The sequence below is a fragment of the Sunxiuqinia dokdonensis genome, assembly GCF_001270965.1.
GTDB classification, from domain to species: domain Bacteria; phylum Bacteroidota; class Bacteroidia; order Bacteroidales; family Prolixibacteraceae; genus Sunxiuqinia; species Sunxiuqinia dokdonensis.
Map to the genome: position 1 here is coordinate 1 of NZ_LGIA01000154.1, position 19,490 is coordinate 19,490.

The following is a 19,490-nucleotide window of genomic DNA, read 5'->3' on the forward strand; positions in this document are numbered from 1 at the left end:
CGGTTGATTTGGAGCCTTTGTATGACGAAAACGGGAATTCGATGAGCGATTTTGTGGTGAACGGACTAAGTCGTTACGGCGCATCCGATAAAACACTGCTCATGCTCGACGATCTGGAGGATCAACGTCGCAATACCTTTATTCGGATCTACGATGATGGCGAGGTGCACATCCCATTCCAGGCTGAAGATCCCAACTACCAAGGATCCTTGTTGAACAAGTTTCTGGGTATTGTTGGTGATGACGGATCACGTTGGAGCTATAATAACATCCCGGTGTATCGCTACGCCGATGCGTTGTTGTTGCTGGCCGAAGCCAAGAATAAGCTGGACGAAGATCCGTCGGCTGAAATCAATGCGGTGCGCGCGCGGGCTTATGGTGAGAATTTTGCCGGCCATGAGTTTGTGGACGGAACCAAAGCCGAAAACACCCAGGCCATCCTTGATGAGCGTCTGAAAGAGTTTGTTGGCGAGGGTAAGCGCTGGTGGGATCTGGTGCGGGCCGGAGATTCCTATGTGTTCGACGAAGTGGCAGCATTGGATGCATCAGAAGCTTATAAAATTTATTACTCGATTTCGGAAGGCATGTTGGCCAACGATTCAGAACTAACACAAACCGAAGGTTATTAATACTTTTTTTCATAGATGTTTTTCATAGTTTAGCAGTAAGGTAAGGAGAGGGTGACAAACCTCTCCTTATGCTATCCAGAACATAGTGAAGTAAAAACCATAAACCATGAAGCAAATTCTTTTTCTATTCCTATGGAGTGTGATGATGAGCAGCTGCCAAAGTGCAAGTTCTGTAGCTCCATCAAATTCTGATAAGCCAAACGCGGTTGAATTCCATCAACACCCTGGTCCTTTGTTTGCAGGTGCGGAAAGTAAAAAGTTGGTCAGCTTAATCGTCAATAATAATGGCGAAAACAGTCCATTGCAGGTTTCAGGAATCACAGTTTATTTTACTGCGGACAGCCAGACGAATAGCCTGGAGTCAGTTTCGGTTGGTTTTCTCACAGGAGAAGGCGAGCAGCTTTTTGGCGCTTCAAATCAGATCAAGTCAAAAAAAGTGGAAATTGAAGGGCTTTTTGAAACAGTCAATAACGAACCGGTTTTTAACTTAAATTTCAAGGCGAAAGAAAATGCTGATTTGCAGGCTACTTTTCAAATTGAACGGATCGAACTTGATTTGGGAGGAGATCAGCTTGTTGAAAGTATTCCCACGGAGCCACACAAGTATCGCCTGGCCAAAGTGCTTCGTGCAGCCGGACAGGACAATTGCGATACCTACCGGATTCCGGGACTGGTCACCACCAACAAAGGGACCTTGATTGCAGTTTACGACAATCGCTACAACAATAGCAAAGATTTGCAGGAAGACATTGATGTGGGCATGAGCCGCAGCACCGATGGCGGACAAACCTGGGAACCCATGCAAGTGATCATGGACATGGGCGAATGGGGTGGACGTTCGCAACGCCTCAATGGCATTGGCGACCCCAGTGTGCTGTACGATCACACAACAGGAACGCTTTGGGTAGCTGGATTGTGGATTAGCGGTTTCTCCGAAAATGATATGCTCTGGTGGACTTCGAAACCGGGGATGAAACCGACCGAAACCGGTCAGTTTATGCTGGTAAAAAGTACCGATGATGGCCTCACATGGTCGGAACCCGTAAACATTACTGAACAAATAAAAGACCCTGCCTGGCAACTGATGTTCCAGGGGCCGGGACGTGGAACTACCCTGAACGACGGAACCCTGGTTTTTCCCGCACAGTTTAAAGCCGATATTGGTGAAAAAGCCTTGGACGGCGGACAATATACCAGCCATTCAACGATTGTTTACAACACTGATGGCGGTGAAAGCTGGCACATTGGAACCGGTGCCAAACCCAATACCACTGAAGCACAGGTAGTGCAGCTAAGCGATGGCAGCCTGATGCTGAACATGCGTGACGACCAGAACCGAAAAGATAAAAGTGAAACCAATGGACGGGCCGTGGCCACAACTTCCGATTTGGGTAAAACCTGGACAATGCACCCTACCTCCAACTCGGCATTACAGGAACCCAATTGTATGGCCAGCATTATTTCGGCCGATATGAAGGTCGATGGTGAAAAGAAACGGGTGCTGTTCTTTTCAAACCCAAACAACAAACACCAGAGAACCAACATGACCATTAAGGCCAGTGTGGACCAAGGTATGAGCTGGCCGGAAGAATTTCAGCTGGAGATATATGAACCTGCCGGCTTTGGTTATTCCTGCATGACCATGATTGATGACGAAACCGTTGGGATTCTGTATGAAGGGGTAAAAGAACTTTATTTTCAGAGCATTCCTGTTTCGGACATCATCAAATAAGAAAAAAACTGAACCAACAATAATGAGCCGACTGCATTTTCAATCATTAATAGGCTTGATTGTCATCGGGCTGCTTTTTGCATGCCAGACAGAGAAAGATTTTACTCCTGCTTTAATCCCCATGCCACAACAAGTGGAATGGCGCTCGCAACAGTTTAACTTGGCCGATAGCAGCCAGTGTTTTGTGCAGCGCATTGTTCCCAGAATTCCCGGGGTTCAACTGAATAATAACGAGGCTTATCGATTAAGCGTTTCAGCCGATTCGGTGATTCTGGAAGCCACAAGCGAAATTGGAATTTACCGCGGGCTGCAAACCGTAAAACAGCTGGTTTTCGAAAAAAACGGGAAACGCTACCTGAAAGGCTGCGCCATTATTGACTGGCCGGCTTTTCGCATCCGTGGTTTTATGCAGGATGTGGGCCGCAATTTCCAACCCATTGATATGCTGAAAGAGCAAATCGATGTATTGGCGGCGTATAAATATAACGTGTTTCATTTTCATATGACCGAAAATCCGGGTTGGCGGCTGGAAAGCAAAATCTATCCGCAGTTGAACGCGGCGGAAAGTATGACACGTGAAAAAGGAAAATTCTACACACAGGAAGATTTTAAAGAGCTGGTGGCGTATTGTCAGGAACGAAAAATTACGCTCATTCCCGAGTTCGACATTCCCGGGCACAGTGCAGCTTTCCGCAAAGCAATGGGTTTTGAAACGATGAGCGATCCGCGTGTGCAACCGGTTTTAATCAATCTGGTTGACGAATTGTGCAGCCTGGCTCCGGCGGAGGTTATGCCATACATTCATTTGGGAACCGATGAGGTGTGGCACGACTACGAAAGACCGGCGCCAACGCTTTTGCCGGCGCTGCTTGAGCGGGTAACGCAACACCATGGCCGCGAACTCATTGTTTGGCGTCCGGGGCAGCATATTGAAGGCGATTCAGTTTCCATCACGCAATTGTGGTCGTCGAACGGACATCCGAAACCGGGGCATCGTTATATCGATTGCCGCTTAAACTATGTCAACCATCTCGATCCGCTGTCGGGCATTACTCAGTTGTACTTCGACCGCATTAACGGCGCTGCCCACGGCGATTCGCTGCGCATGGGTGGCATTTTCTGTTGCTGGAACGACAACAACGTAGACGAGGCTTACGACATTCTGGTGCAAAATCCGGTGTATCCGGGGATTGTTACCTACGCCGAAACTTCGTGGACCGGTCAGAAAGCCGATTTTGGTGAAAATTATCTGGCTAAACTGCCGGAAAAAGGAAGTGAATTATTTAATGAATTCAGCGCTTTCGAAGAGCGGTTGATCGAGCACCGCGATAAATATTTTCAGGGGAAGCCTTTCCCTTATGTGAAACAAACAAACACAGAGTGGAAGGTGCTGGGGCCGATAGCTAATGGTGGCGATATTAATGCTGCGTTTTCGGTGGAAGATACCTTGCAGGAAACGTATCAAATTGATACGGCCACTTACACCTGGCATGGGCCTTTTGTTGGCGGCACCATTCAATTGACTCACTACTTTGGCTATCCGTCATATTTCCCCCGCGAAGAGGGAACGTATTACGCGTACACCCAAATTTGGTCGCCACAGGAGCAAACGGTTGGAGCATGGATCGGATTTCATGACTGGTCGCGCTCGGCAGGACGCCGGGGAGGCCCGTTTCCGCGTAATGGCGAATGGCACAATACCCATCCGAAAGCCTGGCTAAACGGAGAGTTGATTGCTGCACCCAAATGGAATAAACCGGGGCTGGCCAGCAACACGGAAGAAATTCCATTTACCGATGAAAATTATTTTTTCAGAAAGCCGGCTTCCATTCACCTGAAAAAGGGTTGGAACAAAGTGCTGCTGAAAATTCCGGTGAAAAAAGATACCTGGAAACGCATGTTTACTTTTGTGCCGGTACAGGATGAAAATGGAACCATAAAAGAAGTTGAAGGCCTGAAGTTTTCAGCTGAAATAAAATAAAAAAATAAGATGAAATTTCGTTGTATAGTGTTATTGGTGGGATGGTTAATGCTCGTATTGGGCGTCAGGCAAAATGCAATGGCCATCTCATCGAAAGACGATGTACAGAAGAAAATAAAAGTAGCCTGTGTGGGGAATTCAGTAACACGCGGCTATTTATTGAGTAATCCCGAACAGGATTCGTATCCCTCGCAATTACAGAATTTATTAGGCGATGCTTATGATGTGCAGAATTTTGGGCACAGCGGAGCCACGCTTTTAACCAAAGGGCACCGTCCGTATATGGAAATTCCCGAGTATCCCGAGGCGCTGAAATTTGATGCTGACATTATTATTATTCATCTTGGCCTGAACGATACCGACCCGCGAAACTGGCCCAATTACCGCGATGAGTTTGTGCCGGATTATATGGCGCTGATCGATTCGTTTCGCACGCACAACTTCAGCAATCCACAGGTGTTCGTTTGCAAAATGACCCCGATTTTTAATGCGCACCCACGTTTTAAATCCGGCACGCGCGACTGGTTCTGGCAAATTCAGGAGGCCATCGAACAAGTGGCAAAAAACAGCAAAACCGGTTTAATCGATTTGCACCCGGCCTTGTACGGCCGCCCCGATTTATTCCCCGATGCCCTTCATCCAAATGTGGAAGGAGCCGGAATTTTAGCACAAACCGTTTACGAGAATATTACGGGCAATTTTGGCGGATTGAGCCTGGCGCCGGTTTTTATGAACCACATGGTATTGCAGCAAAAACAGCCCATTCCGGTGTGGGGAAAAGCCAACAGCGGAACAAAACTTACGCTCACTTTTGCCGGGCAAAAAAGAACGTGTACGGCCAACGAACATGGCAAATGGTCGGTTACTTTTGATGCCGTTGCTGCCGGGGGACCTTACGAGCTGAAAGTAACTTCCGATTCTGAGGAATCCATTACGCTCAACGATATTTTAGTGGGCGAAGTGTGGGTTTGTGCCGGACAGTCGAACATGGAATTCCAGATGCAGCAGGCGAACGATGCGTCAACGCTGATTGACAATGCGGCAGACTTTGCCAATCTTCGTCTGTTCAAGTTAAAAAGCCTTGCGCGTACCGATAATAAAAACTGGGACTCAACCACGCTGGTAAAAGTGAATCAACTCGATTTTTTTGATGGCAATTGGGAGCGAAGTAATCCCGGTGATGCAGCCACGTTTTCGGCAATTGGCTATACCTTTGGCCGTGAATTAAATGAAAAATTGGATGTTCCGGTTGGACTGATACAACTCAGCGTTGGAGGCGCTCCGGCGGAAGCGTTTACCGACCGCAAAACACTGGAGTTCGATCTCTATATGGTGGATGTGCTAAACAACTGGAAACACAACGATTTTATACAGGGTTGGTGCCGCGAGCGGGCAGCTACCAACATTGCACTGGCCGTAAACAAACTGCAGCGTCATCCCTACGAGCCGGCTTACATTTACGAAGCCGGTATGTCCTTGGTGCAAGGAATTCCGGTGGCCGGAGTCATCTGGTACCAGGGCGAATCGAATGCCCACAATGCTGAACATTTTAGGCATGCTTTTTCGGCGCTTGTAAAATCGTGGCGCTCGGCGTTTAACGATGCTGAAATGCCTTTTTATTTTGCGCAGTTATCAAGTATCAACCGTCCGTCGTGGCCGTATTTTCGCGAAACCCAGCGGGAACTGGCACTCAGTATTCCCAACACAGCAATGGTGGTAACCAGCGATTTGGGCGATTCGCTGGATGTGCATCCCAAACAAAAAATTGAAGTGGGCGAACGGTTTGCAAACCTGGCTTTATCGCGTAATTACGGGATGCAAGACGTTCCGGATGGCGGCCCGCAAATCAGCACGATAACACAGGAAAATGGAAAAGTAATACTTGCATTTTCGCATGCAGCGCAGTTAAAAACATCGGATGGTGAAGCGCTTCGCGAACTTGAAGTAGCCGGAGCAGATGGTCTTTTTCATCCGGTTGTGGCAACGCTAAAAGACAATAAAATCATTATCGATTCAAAAGATAAAACGATCAAACAGGTTCGTTACGGCTGGAAACCTTTTTCCAGGGGCAACCTGGTAAACGAAAACGGCTGGCCGGCCTCAACTTTTTGCATTGAATGCCCGGATTCGTGCCCCGCTAAAACAAAATAATATGCCAAACCTGAAAGTCATAACATTCATCTTTTTTGCCTTTTGTTTCTTACCTCAAATAAAGGCACAGGACACAAAAAAGGCCTTTCAATCGACGTATTACGAACAGCGGCGAACGCTATTTGAAAGTCTTCCAAATACCAAAAAAGAAATCATCTTTTTGGGAAACAGCATAACAGACGGTTCCGAATGGGCCGAGCTTTTTCAGAATAAAAGAATCAAGAACCGAGGAATTAGCGGCGATGTTACCGAAGGTGTTCTTTTTCGCCTAAATGAAGTGACCGAATCGAAGCCCGCCAAGGTTTTCCTGTTAATTGGGATAAACGACCTGGCAAGGGGAATTTCGAAAGACACCGTTTTCGCCAACATCTGCCAAATCGTCAAGCTGATCGAAGAACATTCACCCAAAACCAAAGTGTATGTTCAGAGTATTTTACCGGTCAATCCTGATTTTGGAAAGTTCCAGAACCATTGCACCAAGACCGATGAGCTGCTCTGGATCAACGAACAACTAAGTGATTGGTGTGAGCAAAATTCAGTCGGTTTTATCGATCTGTTTTCGAACTTTAAAAACGCCGGCAATAATTGGATGAATCCTTTGTATACCAACGATGGCTTGCATTTAACCGGAGACGGCTATTTGTTGTGGGCGAAGCTGATTCAAAAAGTACTGTAAATAAAAATATTAAAGGTTACAAACCGACGAATATAAACGAATAAATTAGGAATACCATGATGAATAAAATTGAAGGTCTCATTGCCGCACCGTTTGCTCCGATGCATTCCGACGGCACAGTCAATATCGATCAGATACCGGCCTATTACAATTTTCTAAGCAGGAATGGCGTTGTCGGCGCATTTATCAACGGCTCCACCGGTGAGGGCGTTTCGCTTTCGCAAACGGAAAAAACCGAGATCACCGCAGCCTGGACGTCTCAAAACAAGGAAAAAAAAGCTTTGAAAGTGATTAATCTCGTGGGCGGAACCTCCTATGCCGAGTGCATTGAAAGTGCGCAAACGTCGGCAGCTCTCGGGGTAGATGCGATTGCCATTTTAGCGCCTTTTTACTTTAAGCCGGCAGGCGCAAAACCTCTGGCTGAGTTTTGTGCGAAAATTGCAGAATCTGTACCCCGGCTTCCGGTCTATTTTTACCATATTCCGGTGCTGACTGGCTGCAACGTGCCCATGTACGATTTTCTGCAGGAAGCAGCAACAATGATCCCAAACCTGGCAGGAATCAAATACACCCATGAAGATTTTATGGATTACCTGAGCTGTCTGAATTTTCAGAATGGCAAATACGATATGTTGTGGGGACGCGACGAAAATCTTTTATCGGCCCTTGTTTTAGGTGCCCGCGGAGGCGTGGGAAGTACCTTTAACTATGCGGCACCGCTTTATCATCAGCTGATCAAGGCTTATGACGAGGGAAATTTGGTGGAAGCCCGTAAGCTACAGCAGCAGTCAATTGACATGATTCGCTTGCTGGGGAAATATGGCGGCATTGCTACCGGAAAAGCCTACATGCGCTTTGTTGGGCTCGAATGTGGCGAATTCCGCTTGCCGGTAAAAAATATGAGCAGCGAGGCTTACAAACAGTTTGTGGCCGATGTGGATGCCTTGGATATGGCGGCGTATTTCTCCCGGAAGTAGAGGGATTGACGGATTTAAGGAATGAAGGATTGAGGGATTGATTTTGGGATTTAGATGGTTGAGTATCCGGTAACTTTCAAGTAAATAACGAGACAGGTCGATCATGAAAATAGAATGGGACATATTGACGGAACTTCCGGTGGCAAGAGGGGAAGAGGTACAGCAAGGCTTGGCTGGTCCTGTTGCCGGTGTGCATCAAAATATGTTGGTGGTTGGCGGTGGTTCCAATTTCAATGGACGAATGCCCTGGCAGGGAGGGGTGAAGTTGTATCATGATACTATTTTTCTTTTGAAGGAAACAGCCAACGGACAACTGGAGTGGGAACAGTCTGACGTTCGTTTACCTGAGGCCATCGCCTACAGTGCTTGTGTTTCAACTGAAAAAGGCATCATCAGCCTTGGCGGCGAAACAGCGAATGGCCCAACCGATCAGGCTTTCCTGCTGAGTTTGGATTCGCCGGAAGTCCGGCTGATTGATTTGCCCCGCTTGCCCGTGGCGCTTGCTAGTTCAGGAGCGGCACAGTGCGGAAGTACAGTTTACCTCGCTGGCGGACAGGATTCAAAAGGAGCAAGCCAGGTTTTCTTTGCTCTTGATTTGAATAATGAATCAACTGGCTGGAGGAAGCTGCCGGATCTGCCTGTCGCTTGTTCGCATGCCGTAGTTGTGTGTCAGCACGACGGACAGGAGGATTGCATTTTCCTGATTGGTGGCCGCCATCAATTGGGTCCAACATCCACTTTTTTGAGCGACATTTGGAAATACGTACCTTCGGAAGCGAGCTGGCAAAAGGCCGGTATGCTTCAAGTAGAAGGAGAAGCAGCGTTCGGCCTTTCGGCAGGAACCGGACTGGCCTATGGAGAAGATTCGATTTTGCTGTTTGGCGGCGATACCGGCGAAGCCTTTAACGAAACGGAGCGCTTGATTCATGCGGTGGCTGCTGCCAATAGCCCGGAAGAAAAGGAAAGTTCGCTGAAGCTGAAGGAGAATCACCTGAATAATCATCCGGGCTTTTGTAAAGATGTATTTTGTTGGAACACCCGCAATGCCAGCTTGAGTCGGGTGGGGAAGATGGAAGGCCCTACTCCCGTGACGACAACCGCCTGTTGGTGGAACGGGCAAATCATCATTCCGGGCGGAGAAACAAGGCCGGGGGTTCGTTCTTCTAAATTGATAAGGGGCTGTATTGAAGAGGAATAACTACTAAAAAGATTGAAAAGCATGAAACTGAATTTTGAACAATTAGCGACACAATACCAGCACGAATTGCTGCACAAAGTCATCCCGTTTTGGGAGCGGAACTCCAAAGATGAGGAGTTTGGTGGTTTTTTTACTTGCCTCGATCGCGAAGGAAAAGTTTTTGATACCGATAAATTTGTCTGGCTGCAGGCCCGCCAGGTTTGGATGTTTTCATCGCTCTATAACCGAATCGAAAAAAAAGCACAATGGCTTAACATGGCTGAACATGGTGCCCGCTTTTTGATGGACCACGGACACGATGGAAAGTTGAACTGGTATTTTTCGCTTACGCGAGAAGGAAAGCCGCTCGTGCAGCCCTACAATATTTTTTCCGACTGCTTCGCCACCATGGCTTTCGGACAGTTATTCCAGGCCACCGGCAACGAGCAATATGCCGCAATAGCCAAACAGACCTTTGACAATATTCTGGACCGGAAACATAATCCCAAAGGAAAATATAACAAACTGGTGCCCGGAACCCGGCCCTTGAAGGGGTTTTCACTCCCAATGATTCTGTGCAACTTATCGCTCGAGATTGAACACCTGTTGCCGCGTGATTTGGTTGAAAAAACCATTCAGGATGCCATTCACGAGGTGATGGAGGTTTTCTACCAGCCCGATTCGGGATTGATTCTGGAAAATGTAAGACCCGATGGCAGCTTTTCCGATTCGTTTGAAGGGCGGTTGTTGAATCCAGGGCACACCATCGAAGCCATGTGGTTTATCATGGATTTGGCCGAACGTCGGAAGGATGACGCGCTCATGCAGAAAGCCGTGAAAATCATGCTTGACACGCTTCAGTTTGGCTGGGACGAGGCGTTTGGCGGCATCTTCTATTTTATGGATGTCAAAGGCAATCCGCCGCAGCAGTTGGAGTGGGACCAGAAATTGTGGTGGGTGCACATCGAAACGTTGATCAGCTTGATTAAGGCATACAAACACACGGGAAATGAACAATGCCTGCAGTGGTTTGAAAAAGTCCACGAATATACCTGGGCGCACTTTGCCGATCGGGATCATGATGAATGGTTTGGCTACCTGAACCGCCGCGGTGAAGTATTATTACCGCTGAAAGGCGGAAAATGGAAAGGCTGCTTTCATGTGCCACGCGGCTTGTTCCAAATCTGGCAAACCCTCGAAAAACTGAAGTAATGCGAAAAATCAACGACCGATACAATCTAAGAATCTCCTTCCAATCGACCTTCAGGAAAGGCTCATCGATCATCATGCTGGTTGTCCTGTTTCTTGGTTTGGTTGTCACAAGCCGGGCCGATGAGCAGGTGAACTCCTTGCAGCAGAAATCGAAGCCGCTTTTTTCCCAAGTCGAAGCACTCGCATCCGACGAAGGTTTGGCGGGCAGTTTCACTGGCGTGCATGGTAACGTGTTGATTGTTGCCGGCGGCTCTGCTTTTCCTGTAGGAAAACCTTGGGAAGGTGGAAGCAAGGAGCTGTCCGATTTGGTCATGGTTTTCCAGCACGATGCGAACGGAAATCCTCAGCTGGCAGGCTCTTCGCAGTTGCCATTGCCTCTTGCCGAGGGAGCTTCCGTGAGTTTGCCTGAGGGGTTGCTTTGTATTGGAGGACAAAGCACAACCGGTTTAAGCAAGCAGGTTTTTCTGCTGAGTTGGATCAACAACCAGCTTGAAGTGATTGACTTTCCGGACTTACCCGTGGCGGTGAAAAGTGCAGCTGCTGCGGTGATTGGCAATCATGTTTACCTGGTCGGTGGCGAAAGCGAACAAGGTGCTGCAGATCAGTTTTTGCGGTTGGACGTGAGCAATCTTTCAGCAGGCTGGCAATTGCTAAACGCGGTCCCGGTGCCGGTGTCCGGCGCCATGGCGGTGGCGCAAATGGATGGTGAAGAAGTCAGCCTCCACGTGTTTGGAGGACGGGCCAAATCCCCGGATAGCGAGTCCAGCCAATTTTATACCCATGTCTTCCGATTTCGGCCATCCAAAGGCGTGTGGGAACAGAAAAAAGAGATGCGGCTGGGTGATGGCCAACCCAAACCATTGGCCGTTGGAATGGCAGCATCCGTCGGGGCTTCGCATGTAGTACTGATTGGTGGCGACTCGGGTGAAACCTTTCAAAAGGTTGAAAAAGCCATCAATAAAATGCAAGCCGGAGACGATACGGCGCAGGCTGAACGGGACTCCCTTTGGGTCAATCATCCGGGATTCAATAAAACAATCATGGTTTACAATACGGTAACCGACACTTGGTTTGATGCAGGAACATGGAAGGGAAACCCGGTGGCTGTTGCTTCGGCCGTTTGGTGGGATGGCGCTTTGGTTGTTCCCGGCGGAGAGATTAAACCGGCTACGCGAACGCCTTTGTTGCAAGAGTTTCAGATTACCGTGAAGCCGGTATTTGGCTGGCTCAACTATTTGGTGTTGGGCGTTTATTTTATTGGCATGCTGCTTCTCGGCTTTTATTTCATGGAACGCGAAAGCAGTACCGACGACTTCTTTAAAGCAGGTGGACGCATTCCATGGTGGGCAGCAGGAATCAGTATTTTTGCCACCACGCTGAGCGCCATTACCTTTATTGCCATTCCCGCCAAATCCTACGCGGTCGACTGGCGCATGTTCATGTTTAATATGGCCATTATCGCTATCGCACCCATCGTCATTCGTTATTTCCTGCCTTTTTTCAGGCGGTTTAATTTCGATACGGCCTATCAATATCTTGAAGCTCGTTTCAACCGGGCAGTACGCTGGCTGGCGTCGGCCTTGTTTGTGTTTTTCATGGTCAGCCGTATTGCCATTGTCTTGTTTTTGCCGTCACTGGCTTTAAATGCGGTCACCGGATTCGATATTTACCTGGCCATCATTGTTATGGGGGTGGTCACCATCATTTATTGTACCAGCGGAGGAATCGAGGCTGTGGTTTGGGGCGATGTCATTCAGGGTTTTATCTTGGTGGGCGGTGCCTTTATTGCCCTGGCTTTTATGCTGGCTGGCGTGGAAGGTGGCTTGGGTGGTTTTCTTGAAATCACGACCGAGCAAAACAAGTTTCATACCTTCGATTTCCGGTTCGACTTTTCACAACCCGTGTTTTGGGTCGTGCTGCTGGGCGGACTGGCCAACACGCTGATTTCTTACACCAGCGACCAAAGTGTGGTGCAACGCTACATGACCACCAAAGATGAAAAAGCCACCGGGCAAAGCATTTGGCTGAATGGATTTTTAAGCATCCCGGTCAGCATTATTTTCTTCCTGCTTGGAACGGGATTGTACGCTTACTATACTTCAAATCCCGAACGAATGGCGGTGGTCAATCCCAATATCGATTCGGTATTTCCACAGTTTATTGTGGCGCAAATGCCGGCTGGTGTTGCCGGCTTGCTCATTGCTGCCATCTTCGCGGCAGCCATGTCAACCCTTTCGTCCAACATCAACTCGGTATCAGCCGTGATTACTTCGGATTTCTACAAGGTACTGGCTAAGGCGGGAACACACCGGCGCACGATGGCTGTCGCCCGTTGGTCAGGAATTATTGTGGGCGTGCTTGGTATTCTCATGGCCTTAATGCTGGCCACCTGGAACATTGCTTCGCTTTGGGATCAGTTTAATGCCTTTTTGGGATTGCTTACCGGGGGATTGGGCGCCTTGTTTGTCATGGGGATTTTCTTTTCGCGGATTTCAGGAAATGCGGCCTTGGCTGGTGTTGTGGGCGGATTGATCGTCTTGATGCTGGTCAAGAATCACACCGATCTGTCCTTCTTGCTGTTTGGCTTTGTGGGTATGGCAGCCAGTGTGTTGCTGGCCCTGCTTTTCAGCCTGATCATGCCCAACCGCAAAGTGGTGACGGGTTACACCTGGAAAAGCAGACAGCGGGTTCGCTAAGCTCGCGTGGTCTGATTGGTTTGTCTGTTTTGATTCAAGGATTGGCGATGGTTGATCGTCAGTTGGTTTATCATCGGTTTAAGCAAAAAGAGGCCGTCCTTTTGGGCAGCCTCTTTTTTGATCTTGTTGTTTTGTTTTCAAAACGACTTATTCCGTTTTGATGATTTCCTCTTCGAGCTCTTCAATTTCTTTTTTGCCTTTTGCCACAGCCTCTTTCATCCGATTGACTTTTTCTTCGGCTTGCTTAATTTTCTCGTTCTTCATCACTTCTTCCTCGACAGAAATTTCACCAGCCTCACGTTCTTTCTTCACTTTTTCCTTAGCCATTTCAATTTTTTCTTCATTGGCCTGGATGTGCTCTTCCTGTTCTTTGATTTTTTCTTCGGCATAAGCTTTCTTTTCCTGTGCGGCACTTCGCACTTCTGCGGCGCGCTGTTGCCCGAATTCCTTGCCAGTGAGTTCTCCTTTGTTTTTGCCCAGGGCTTTGCCTTTCGATTTCATTTCGTCAGCTTGTTCTGAGGCTTCCTCTTCTGCCTGACTTCTTTTAGCTTTCAGGTCTTTCTTTTGTTTGTCTGTCTCTTTAGCGGCTTTCTGTTTTCCTTGCTGTATCTGCTCTTCACCTTCTTCCATGGTTTCTTCCAGTTCCTGTTCCGTTTCATCCTGAACTTTCACCATTTCCTTCTTGGCTTTTTCCTTGCCTTTTCCTTGTCCCTGGGCCACGGAAACGGTTGTGGCCATCAGCAATGACAATACAACTATGAATATCGTTTTCATCATGCAATCATTTAAAGGTTATTCAATAAAGAATCGATCTCACTTTGTGTTTGTTCCATCTCTTTGTCCAGCGACTGGATGGTTTCATCGAGCTGTTGTACTGAAGTTTCAATGGCTTCAATTTGTTCCTGTACAACTTCTGAAGAGGTTTCACTTGGTTGTTTTGAGCCTGAACAGGCCAGCAGGAGTCCCAATACCGGGACCAGGTAAAAACTACGTTTCATATGTTTCATTTTTTATTCCTTCCGTTTTTTAAGGTGGGTTCTGGACTCCACACACTTTTCTAAAGGTATAACGAATGATTGACAATGAACGAGTCAGGACTTGGGTTTTCAGAATACATTAGGCAAACTCACCGACTTTCCTTTTTATTGTTCCGCCCCGCTTATTTTTGTTTGTTTCGAACCCATTTCCGAGGATACTTCTGTCATCATTCTGCAATTCAGGATCCAGTTTTCAATCGCAGTTTTCAGCTACCAGCTACCAGCTACCAGCCAAAAGTATCCTGTAGCTAGCATTAAGTGTTCCGTTCCGTTTCGTCCAACCACTTGCGATCAATGAGCATTCATGACCGATGACCAGTCAACTAATCTTCAGTCATTATTGGTCTTTAAAAGTTCGTTGTTCTTGGCGGTTGGATATCATCAAGTTTTTGATCCTGTCGATTGTTCCATGGTAGTTTGGATAGATCCCGCTGTTTTGTTCAAGTGCCGATTTGATTTTCAACGGATAGACAGAACTTGCTTTTGGCGGCACGATGATGTACTGATCCGGGTTATCATTTGGGATGGTCAGATCTGGTAGCCGATCTTCCCCGAAAAAAACAAAATTGTCGGCATATAAAATCCCCCTGAACTTGATGGTGTCATCACTGAAATTTCTGAAGGTGAGAAAGCCTTCAACGTTTACGACGCCCAGCGTATCTTTTTGGTAGCTTAGCTTGCTGCGTTCTATCTGAAATTCAATGGCCCGGATACCTGGCCTTAAAGTCATCAGTTTTTCTCCTATTTCCACGCGGATGTTCGAGGTAAACCAAATCAGGATCATCAGGAATACCAGGTATCGCCAGCTCGAATGCCTTTGCTTTAAGTTTTTTTGCAGGCCAAGAAAAGCGTAAACTGCAGAGACCAGCAATACGAAAAATGCAATGGTCATAAGCGTTGATTGCGTGTTTAAGTTCGGAAAAATAAGATGGATCAGCGTTTCGTTATTCGTAAGTGGAATCAAGAGGATCAGAAAGATCACGATCAACGCAATTTGAATCCGGATTTCCTGCTTTTGATTGTGTTTTAACATGGGCTTTTCAATTGATGTAGTTCGTTTTGAATGTTAATGTTGTTCTGATTCCAGCCGAATGTCTTTAAAAAAATAGTCCATGACAACCCGCTTGTTTTGGTCACTACAAATTGCATCGTTGCTGAACAGCTTTCCCCTTGTCATGGCTTCGACTGTAAAAGAATGAGTTAGGGGTGATTGACGTGCCGATTCTGATTTGAAGTTCGACCTGGTCACCGCCAGTTACCAAGTACTAGTTTCTGTTGCATTCATCGATTAATTCGAAAACGTGGGTTGTTTTATTTCCCAGTTCTACAGCTTTCTGTAAATCTTTCAATGCTTTCTTTTTATTGCCCGTTGCTATATAAATTTCAGCTCTCGTAACGTAGGCATTGTCATATTCTTTGGCTTTTTTAATGGCAGTGTTGATGTCATTAAAAGCGTCCTCATAATTCTTCATTCTAAGATAGACATCAGCCCTATTATTGTAGAGTAAGGATTCATTGGGGTGGTTTGAAATCATTTCATCATATTTTTCTAATGCGTATTCGTATTCACCCCTCGAAACTTTAATATTCAAAAGATTTGTAAATGCTTTGAAATTGTCTTGATTGAATTGTAAAACGAGTACCAGATCATTTTCAGCGCCGATCGTGTCTCCAAGTAGCTTTTTTGTAAAAGACCTATTGATTAGTAATTCTTCATCTGTTGGTTTTAAATCTAACGCCAGGTTGTAATCATCTAAAGAACCTTCTAAATCATCCATTTGTCTTTTTAGTGATGCTCTATTTGCCAACACGGTATGAGAGCAGTTTAGCTCGCATGCTTTATTATAGGAGTTCATCGCTTCATCCATTTTTCCTAATCTCCGTTGAATTGTTCCTAAATTGGAGTACATCAGATGTAAACGATTATCACGCTCATCAACCAATGAGATTGAAGCCAAAGCATATTTTTCAGCACATCTGTAGTCTCCTTGACTAAAGCATTCAGATAACTTTTGTTGATAATCATCTATTGTCTGTCCGTTAAGATTTAGAACTGCAAGGATTGAAATAATAAAGGTTAATTTTTTCATGTTGTTTTGATTTTTGGGTCTTTGTTGCACTGGTTAAGTAATCTTAAAGCGTTAATTGTTTAGCCAGTGGTAGTTGAATTTCTTTTAAAATAGCAGGCAGGCCGCTAACTGTCAGCTTTATTTTTCCGCTAGATTTTGACCCGGTGATTGCCAGACAGGAAGCACGCGTTTAATGAGCTTTAGCCAGATAAAACCCCGGATGTTTTTCTTTAGGTTTGATCAATAACCACTTTTATTTTTCTTTTTTTGAATTCCTTGTCCAGATAGTAAATGCAAACCGCAATGACAACCAGCGAGCCGACGATGGCCAGGATTAACTGGCCGGTTCCACCCCAGGTTTCAACCAGCGAGTCGTTCATAGCCGCATCGGCATCCATGAAGAATCTTGCCAAAAATCCGTTTAAGTTGGCCGAAGCATGAATAATGATGGCTGCCAGTAAACTACTTGTGCGATAGTAAACCCAGCCAGCGAAAATGCCAATTACGAAACCGGCAACAAATTGCCATGGATTTAAGTGAACGATTCCGAAAAGAAAACTGGACACCAGTATCGATTTCAGGGGGCTGTACCTTTTGAGCAGGCCATCGAGCAGAATGCCCCGAAACAGGATCTCTTCGAGAACGGGAGCCGCGATTACCATGAGCACAAAAGAATAAAGCCCGGTTTTACCGCCAAAGTCCATAAAGGCTTTCTTAATTTCGTCCGACATGGGTATGGTACTTGCCAGTGGCGAAATGACACCCCAAAGCAGCGCGATTGTTCCCAATATAATGAAAGGGATAATCCGCTTGTTTTCAATTTTTAGCTTGAAGGAAGCTTGGCCTGTTTCCGATTTCCTGATTTGAAACACAATCCAGCAAGGGATTCCAATGGCCAGCACGTAATAGATGAGCATGGAGGCCTCCTTGCCAATCGAATTGTTTAGCGTAATCATCACCGGACTAAGCATGAGCATGCCTAAGATGACAATTCCGCTGGCTCCAAAGCTCTGAGCAATGGAGGGATAATGTTTGGGTGTCGGGTCAGTCATTTTTTTATTTCAATTTTTTGTAGGTTGCAATGATCTGTATTTATTGTGAATCCAGTTTTCAGTCGCAGTCGCAGTTTCCAGCTGCAAGCTACAAGTATCTAGCATCCAGTATCCAGTATCTGGCATCCAGCATCCAGCATCCAGCATTCCGTCTTAATCACAGGCTTACACCGAGGAATTCACGGACTTGTACAGCGATCGTTAAACGCTTGATCATGATCTTCTCGATCTTGGCTTCAATTGGAAATAAGCAATCGAGCCAATGATGGGGCAGAAGATGACAATCACAAGCCAACTCAGGGACAAACGGTTTCGGACACCAGTTTTTAAGATGTCATACACCGCCCAAACCCAAAGTATGGCCGCCAGTACAATGAACAGAATAACTAAATCATCCATTTGGTCCGACTATTCATTTCGATTGAATGTTCCATCTGTTGGGCGATCCATTTTCCGGATGATCTCGCGCAACAAGTCATTGTACTCTTGTTTGAGCCGGACAAATTTGGTCACCCAGGTGTGAATCAAATAAAGCACGCCGGCAAAAATCGCCAGGTAAATAAAGCCGATCAGAAACGGAAGAAAAAACATGGTACTACTCATTGTTGTAAGTTTAAAGTTTATGGTTTAAATTATTTTGAATCAAGTGGTGTTGTTTGCTTGTTGTGTTTTTTTGCCCTTGTCAACCTGTATTGGATAACCGATTGTATTAGAATCACGAACAAGAGCAAAACTCCAAATATCATGTTTACAGCAAGTACGCCTATCATCGGCAATCCATCGTGACTTTCTGCCTGCCTGATAAACATAGCCATTAAATAAGAATTGATGATGGTTACTGAAAGTTGTCCCACGCAACTGAGCAGACTGACCAACCACAATTTGATGGGCCCATTTCCTCTGATGGCTTTTATTCCAAAAATCATTTGAAAAACCAAGGGCAGTCCAAAGAGAATATAAAAAAGAACTTTTAATATCATGGTTACAGTCTTAACGTTTCAAATGATTGATAATTAAAACATCATGCCCAATTTCATCAGAATGTTCAGGATTCGTTTTCATGAATCATACGCCTCCGCACGACATTTGGCAATGGAGTTCCCCCAAAGAATACCGACATACCAAGTATGAACGACTTATTTCTTGCCAAGGACGCCCCGGGCAGGCGCAATTTATTCAAGCCTTTTCTTTTGTAATGCCTTGTAAGCAGCCTTAAACCCAAGGCCCACAAAGAGGATGATGATGCCAAAGGTTAGGTAATCCCAATCACCTTGGAAGCTCATAGCGCCCATCCTACGGTGGTTGCTTTCAATTTGGGAAAGCAGAAACTGAAAAATATTGGCGATGACAAAACCAAAACCCGCGACATAGAATAACTTATTCAAGATCAGTAGCAAGTCGGCCATATCTTCTTTCTTTAGACTCGGTTCGGCGTGGATAAATTTATCGCGCAGGAAATTCACCACCATCACCAACAGGTAAACGGCGATCAGTACAAAAACCAATTTCATAAATACGGCACTATAGCCACCCAGAAAATCAGCATTGAGGTTAAATGATTGTTGTTGATCCATTTTTGATTAATTTTTAAAAGTTAGTTGTTTGGTTTAATTGTGTTTTGTTTATCAGGATTGTCAATCCTGGGTTCATAAGGTTCTGATGGTGAATCAGGGCCAGCCGCTTCGTAAAGCTTTTGTAGATCCGAAAGGGCAGGGCTTATGCATCATTGTCTTGAACAGGATTTATTTGATTTTGGGATTGACAGGATTATTTCGAATTAGGCTTTTGTTGTAAACTCTTTTAAAATCGAGGCTGGTTGCTCCAAAGTTAATGAGTAAGCCATCAGCAATATGATAGGCTTCACAATAATTTATAGCTTGGGCCTTATGTACATTCTCCAATTTTTCAATTGCTTTTATTTCAACCATAACTAATCCGGCAACAAAAAAATCTACCCGACGTGTTCCAATTTGCTCACCCCTGTAGAAGATTGGCATTTCCATTTCGCGTTGATGTTCAATTCCATTCGCGTTTAATTCAATGGAAAGTGCCCGTTGATAAATAAACCTTGTTGCAAACAACTATCATGACCATCAATAAA

19 protein-coding genes are annotated in these 19,490 nt (G+C 45.9%); 9 read left to right on the top strand and 10 right to left on the bottom strand.

Features of this window, described 5'->3' with window-relative positions; all coding sequences use genetic code 11:
• From NC99_RS11290 to NC99_RS11330, 9 genes are all read left to right on the top strand, one after another.
• A partial coding sequence (locus NC99_RS11290; protein ID WP_157624797.1) for a RagB/SusD family nutrient uptake outer membrane protein occupies nt 1–629 on the top strand: 629 nt, incomplete at its 5' end.
• A 106-nt stretch (nt 630–735) separates the two neighbouring features.
• Nucleotides 736–2,361 carry a sialidase family protein gene (locus tag NC99_RS11295; RefSeq protein ID WP_082326441.1) on the top strand — a complete coding sequence of 542 codons (1,626 nt, stop codon included), beginning with the start codon at nt 736–738 and terminating at the stop codon, nt 2,359–2,361.
• Between the two features lie 22 nt (nt 2,362–2,383).
• Entirely contained in the window at nt 2,384–4,342 is a 1,959-nt protein-coding gene (locus NC99_RS11300; protein WP_082326442.1) for a family 20 glycosylhydrolase, read from the top strand.
• A gap of 9 nt (nt 4,343–4,351) precedes the next feature.
• Nucleotides 4,352–6,493, top strand: a complete 2,142-nt coding sequence (locus NC99_RS11305) for a GDSL-type esterase/lipase family protein (protein ID WP_082326443.1) — start codon at nt 4,352–4,354, stop codon at nt 6,491–6,493.
• A gap of 1 nt (nt 6,494) precedes the next feature.
• A complete protein-coding gene (locus tag NC99_RS11310) occupies nt 6,495–7,169 on the top strand; it encodes a GDSL-type esterase/lipase family protein (RefSeq protein ID WP_053183717.1) in 675 nt (224 codons plus the stop codon).
• Nucleotides 7,170–7,225: 56 nt separating this feature from the next.
• The gene (locus tag NC99_RS11315) at nt 7,226–8,146 is read left to right on the top strand and encodes a dihydrodipicolinate synthase family protein (protein WP_053183719.1); all 921 of its coding nucleotides are present in this window, start codon (nt 7,226–7,228) and stop codon (nt 8,144–8,146) included.
• A 103-nt stretch (nt 8,147–8,249) separates the two neighbouring features.
• Nucleotides 8,250–9,344 carry a hypothetical protein gene (locus tag NC99_RS11320; protein WP_053183721.1) on the top strand — a complete coding sequence of 365 codons (1,095 nt, stop codon included), beginning with the start codon at nt 8,250–8,252 and terminating at the stop codon, nt 9,342–9,344.
• Nucleotides 9,345–9,365: 21 nt separating this feature from the next.
• Nucleotides 9,366–10,535 carry an AGE family epimerase/isomerase gene (locus NC99_RS11325; protein ID WP_053183724.1) on the top strand — a complete coding sequence of 390 codons (1,170 nt, stop codon included), beginning with the start codon at nt 9,366–9,368 and terminating at the stop codon, nt 10,533–10,535.
• Nucleotides 10,535–13,231 carry a sodium:solute symporter family transporter gene (locus NC99_RS11330; RefSeq protein WP_157624799.1) on the top strand — a complete coding sequence of 899 codons (2,697 nt, stop codon included), beginning with the start codon at nt 10,535–10,537 and terminating at the stop codon, nt 13,229–13,231. Before NC99_RS11325 ends, NC99_RS11330 begins: the two co-directional genes overlap by 1 nt.
• A 147-nt stretch (nt 13,232–13,378) precedes the next feature.
• Here NC99_RS11330 and NC99_RS11335 read toward each other — a convergent pair whose 3' ends face one another.
• The 10 genes from NC99_RS11335 to NC99_RS11375 all read right to left on the bottom strand — a co-directional run bounded on the left by NC99_RS11335 (nt 13,379) and on the right by NC99_RS11375 (nt 19,470).
• A complete protein-coding gene (locus tag NC99_RS11335; protein ID WP_157624801.1) occupies nt 13,379–14,005 on the bottom strand; it encodes a hypothetical protein in 627 nt (208 codons plus the stop codon).
• Nucleotides 14,006–14,016: 11 nt separating this feature from the next.
• A complete protein-coding gene (locus tag NC99_RS11340) occupies nt 14,017–14,229 on the bottom strand; it encodes a hypothetical protein (RefSeq protein WP_157624803.1) in 213 nt (70 codons plus the stop codon).
• Between the two features lie 376 nt (nt 14,230–14,605).
• Nucleotides 14,606–15,301 (bottom strand): hypothetical protein, encoded by a 696-nt coding sequence (locus tag NC99_RS11345; RefSeq protein ID WP_053183729.1) that lies wholly within the window; start codon nt 15,299–15,301, stop codon nt 14,606–14,608.
• Nucleotides 15,302–15,533: 232 nt separating this feature from the next.
• A complete protein-coding gene (locus tag NC99_RS11350) occupies nt 15,534–16,358 on the bottom strand; it encodes a tetratricopeptide repeat protein (RefSeq protein ID WP_157624805.1) in 825 nt (274 codons plus the stop codon).
• A 209-nt stretch (nt 16,359–16,567) separates the two neighbouring features.
• Nucleotides 16,568–17,389, bottom strand: a complete 822-nt coding sequence (locus NC99_RS11355; RefSeq protein ID WP_053183732.1) for a CPBP family intramembrane glutamic endopeptidase — start codon at nt 17,387–17,389, stop codon at nt 16,568–16,570.
• A gap of 213 nt (nt 17,390–17,602) precedes the next feature.
• A complete protein-coding gene (locus tag NC99_RS22685) occupies nt 17,603–17,788 on the bottom strand; it encodes a PLD nuclease N-terminal domain-containing protein (RefSeq protein WP_082326444.1) in 186 nt (61 codons plus the stop codon).
• 9 nt (nt 17,789–17,797) lie between these two features.
• Complete coding sequence (locus NC99_RS11360; RefSeq protein ID WP_204374973.1) at nt 17,798–17,992, bottom strand: hypothetical protein; 195 nt, start codon at nt 17,990–17,992, stop codon at nt 17,798–17,800.
• A 29-nt stretch (nt 17,993–18,021) separates the two neighbouring features.
• Nucleotides 18,022–18,369, bottom strand: coding sequence for a hypothetical protein (locus tag NC99_RS11365; protein WP_053183733.1), 348 nt, complete (start codon nt 18,367–18,369; stop codon nt 18,022–18,024).
• Nucleotides 18,370–18,561: 192 nt separating this feature from the next.
• Nucleotides 18,562–18,963 carry a hypothetical protein gene (locus tag NC99_RS11370; RefSeq protein WP_053183735.1) on the bottom strand — a complete coding sequence of 134 codons (402 nt, stop codon included), beginning with the start codon at nt 18,961–18,963 and terminating at the stop codon, nt 18,562–18,564.
• A 168-nt stretch (nt 18,964–19,131) separates the two neighbouring features.
• On the bottom strand, nt 19,132–19,470 hold the full coding sequence (locus tag NC99_RS11375) for a GxxExxY protein (protein ID WP_082326445.1): 339 nt from the start codon (nt 19,468–19,470) through the stop codon (nt 19,132–19,134).
• Between the last annotated feature and the right edge of the window lie 20 nt (nt 19,471–19,490).

Excerpts from the sequence above, each read along its gene's own strand:
- NC99_RS11295 (WP_082326441.1), top strand. The coding sequence starts at position 736 with ATGAAGCAAATTCTTTTTCTATTCCTATGGAGTGTGATGATGAGCAGC.
- NC99_RS11300 (WP_082326442.1), top strand. The coding sequence starts at position 2,384 with ATGAGCCGACTGCATTTTCAATCATTAATAGGCTTGATTGTCATCGGG.
- NC99_RS11305 (WP_082326443.1), top strand. The coding sequence starts at position 4,352 with ATGAAATTTCGTTGTATAGTGTTATTGGTGGGATGGTTAATGCTCGTA.
- NC99_RS11310 (WP_053183717.1), top strand. The coding sequence starts at position 6,495 with ATGCCAAACCTGAAAGTCATAACATTCATCTTTTTTGCCTTTTGTTTC.
- NC99_RS11315 (WP_053183719.1), top strand. The coding sequence starts at position 7,226 with ATGATGAATAAAATTGAAGGTCTCATTGCCGCACCGTTTGCTCCGATG.
- NC99_RS11320 (WP_053183721.1), top strand. The coding sequence starts at position 8,250 with ATGAAAATAGAATGGGACATATTGACGGAACTTCCGGTGGCAAGAGGG.
- NC99_RS11325 (WP_053183724.1), top strand. The coding sequence starts at position 9,366 with ATGAAACTGAATTTTGAACAATTAGCGACACAATACCAGCACGAATTG.
- NC99_RS11330 (WP_157624799.1), top strand. The coding sequence starts at position 10,535 with ATGCGAAAAATCAACGACCGATACAATCTAAGAATCTCCTTCCAATCG.
- NC99_RS11335 (WP_157624801.1), bottom strand. The coding sequence starts at position 14,005 with ATGAAAACGATATTCATAGTTGTATTGTCATTGCTGATGGCCACAACC.
- NC99_RS11340 (WP_157624803.1), bottom strand. The coding sequence starts at position 14,229 with ATGAAACGTAGTTTTTACCTGGTCCCGGTATTGGGACTCCTGCTGGCC.
- NC99_RS11345 (WP_053183729.1), bottom strand. The coding sequence starts at position 15,301 with ATGTTAAAACACAATCAAAAGCAGGAAATCCGGATTCAAATTGCGTTG.
- NC99_RS11350 (WP_157624805.1), bottom strand. The coding sequence starts at position 16,358 with ATGAAAAAATTAACCTTTATTATTTCAATCCTTGCAGTTCTAAATCTT.
- NC99_RS11355 (WP_053183732.1), bottom strand. The coding sequence starts at position 17,389 with ATGACTGACCCGACACCCAAACATTATCCCTCCATTGCTCAGAGCTTT.
- NC99_RS22685 (WP_082326444.1), bottom strand. The coding sequence starts at position 17,788 with ATGGATGATTTAGTTATTCTGTTCATTGTACTGGCGGCCATACTTTGG.
- NC99_RS11360 (WP_204374973.1), bottom strand. The coding sequence starts at position 17,992 with ATGAGTAGTACCATGTTTTTTCTTCCGTTTCTGATCGGCTTTATTTAC.
- NC99_RS11365 (WP_053183733.1), bottom strand. The coding sequence starts at position 18,369 with ATGATATTAAAAGTTCTTTTTTATATTCTCTTTGGACTGCCCTTGGTT.
- NC99_RS11370 (WP_053183735.1), bottom strand. The coding sequence starts at position 18,963 with ATGGATCAACAACAATCATTTAACCTCAATGCTGATTTTCTGGGTGGC.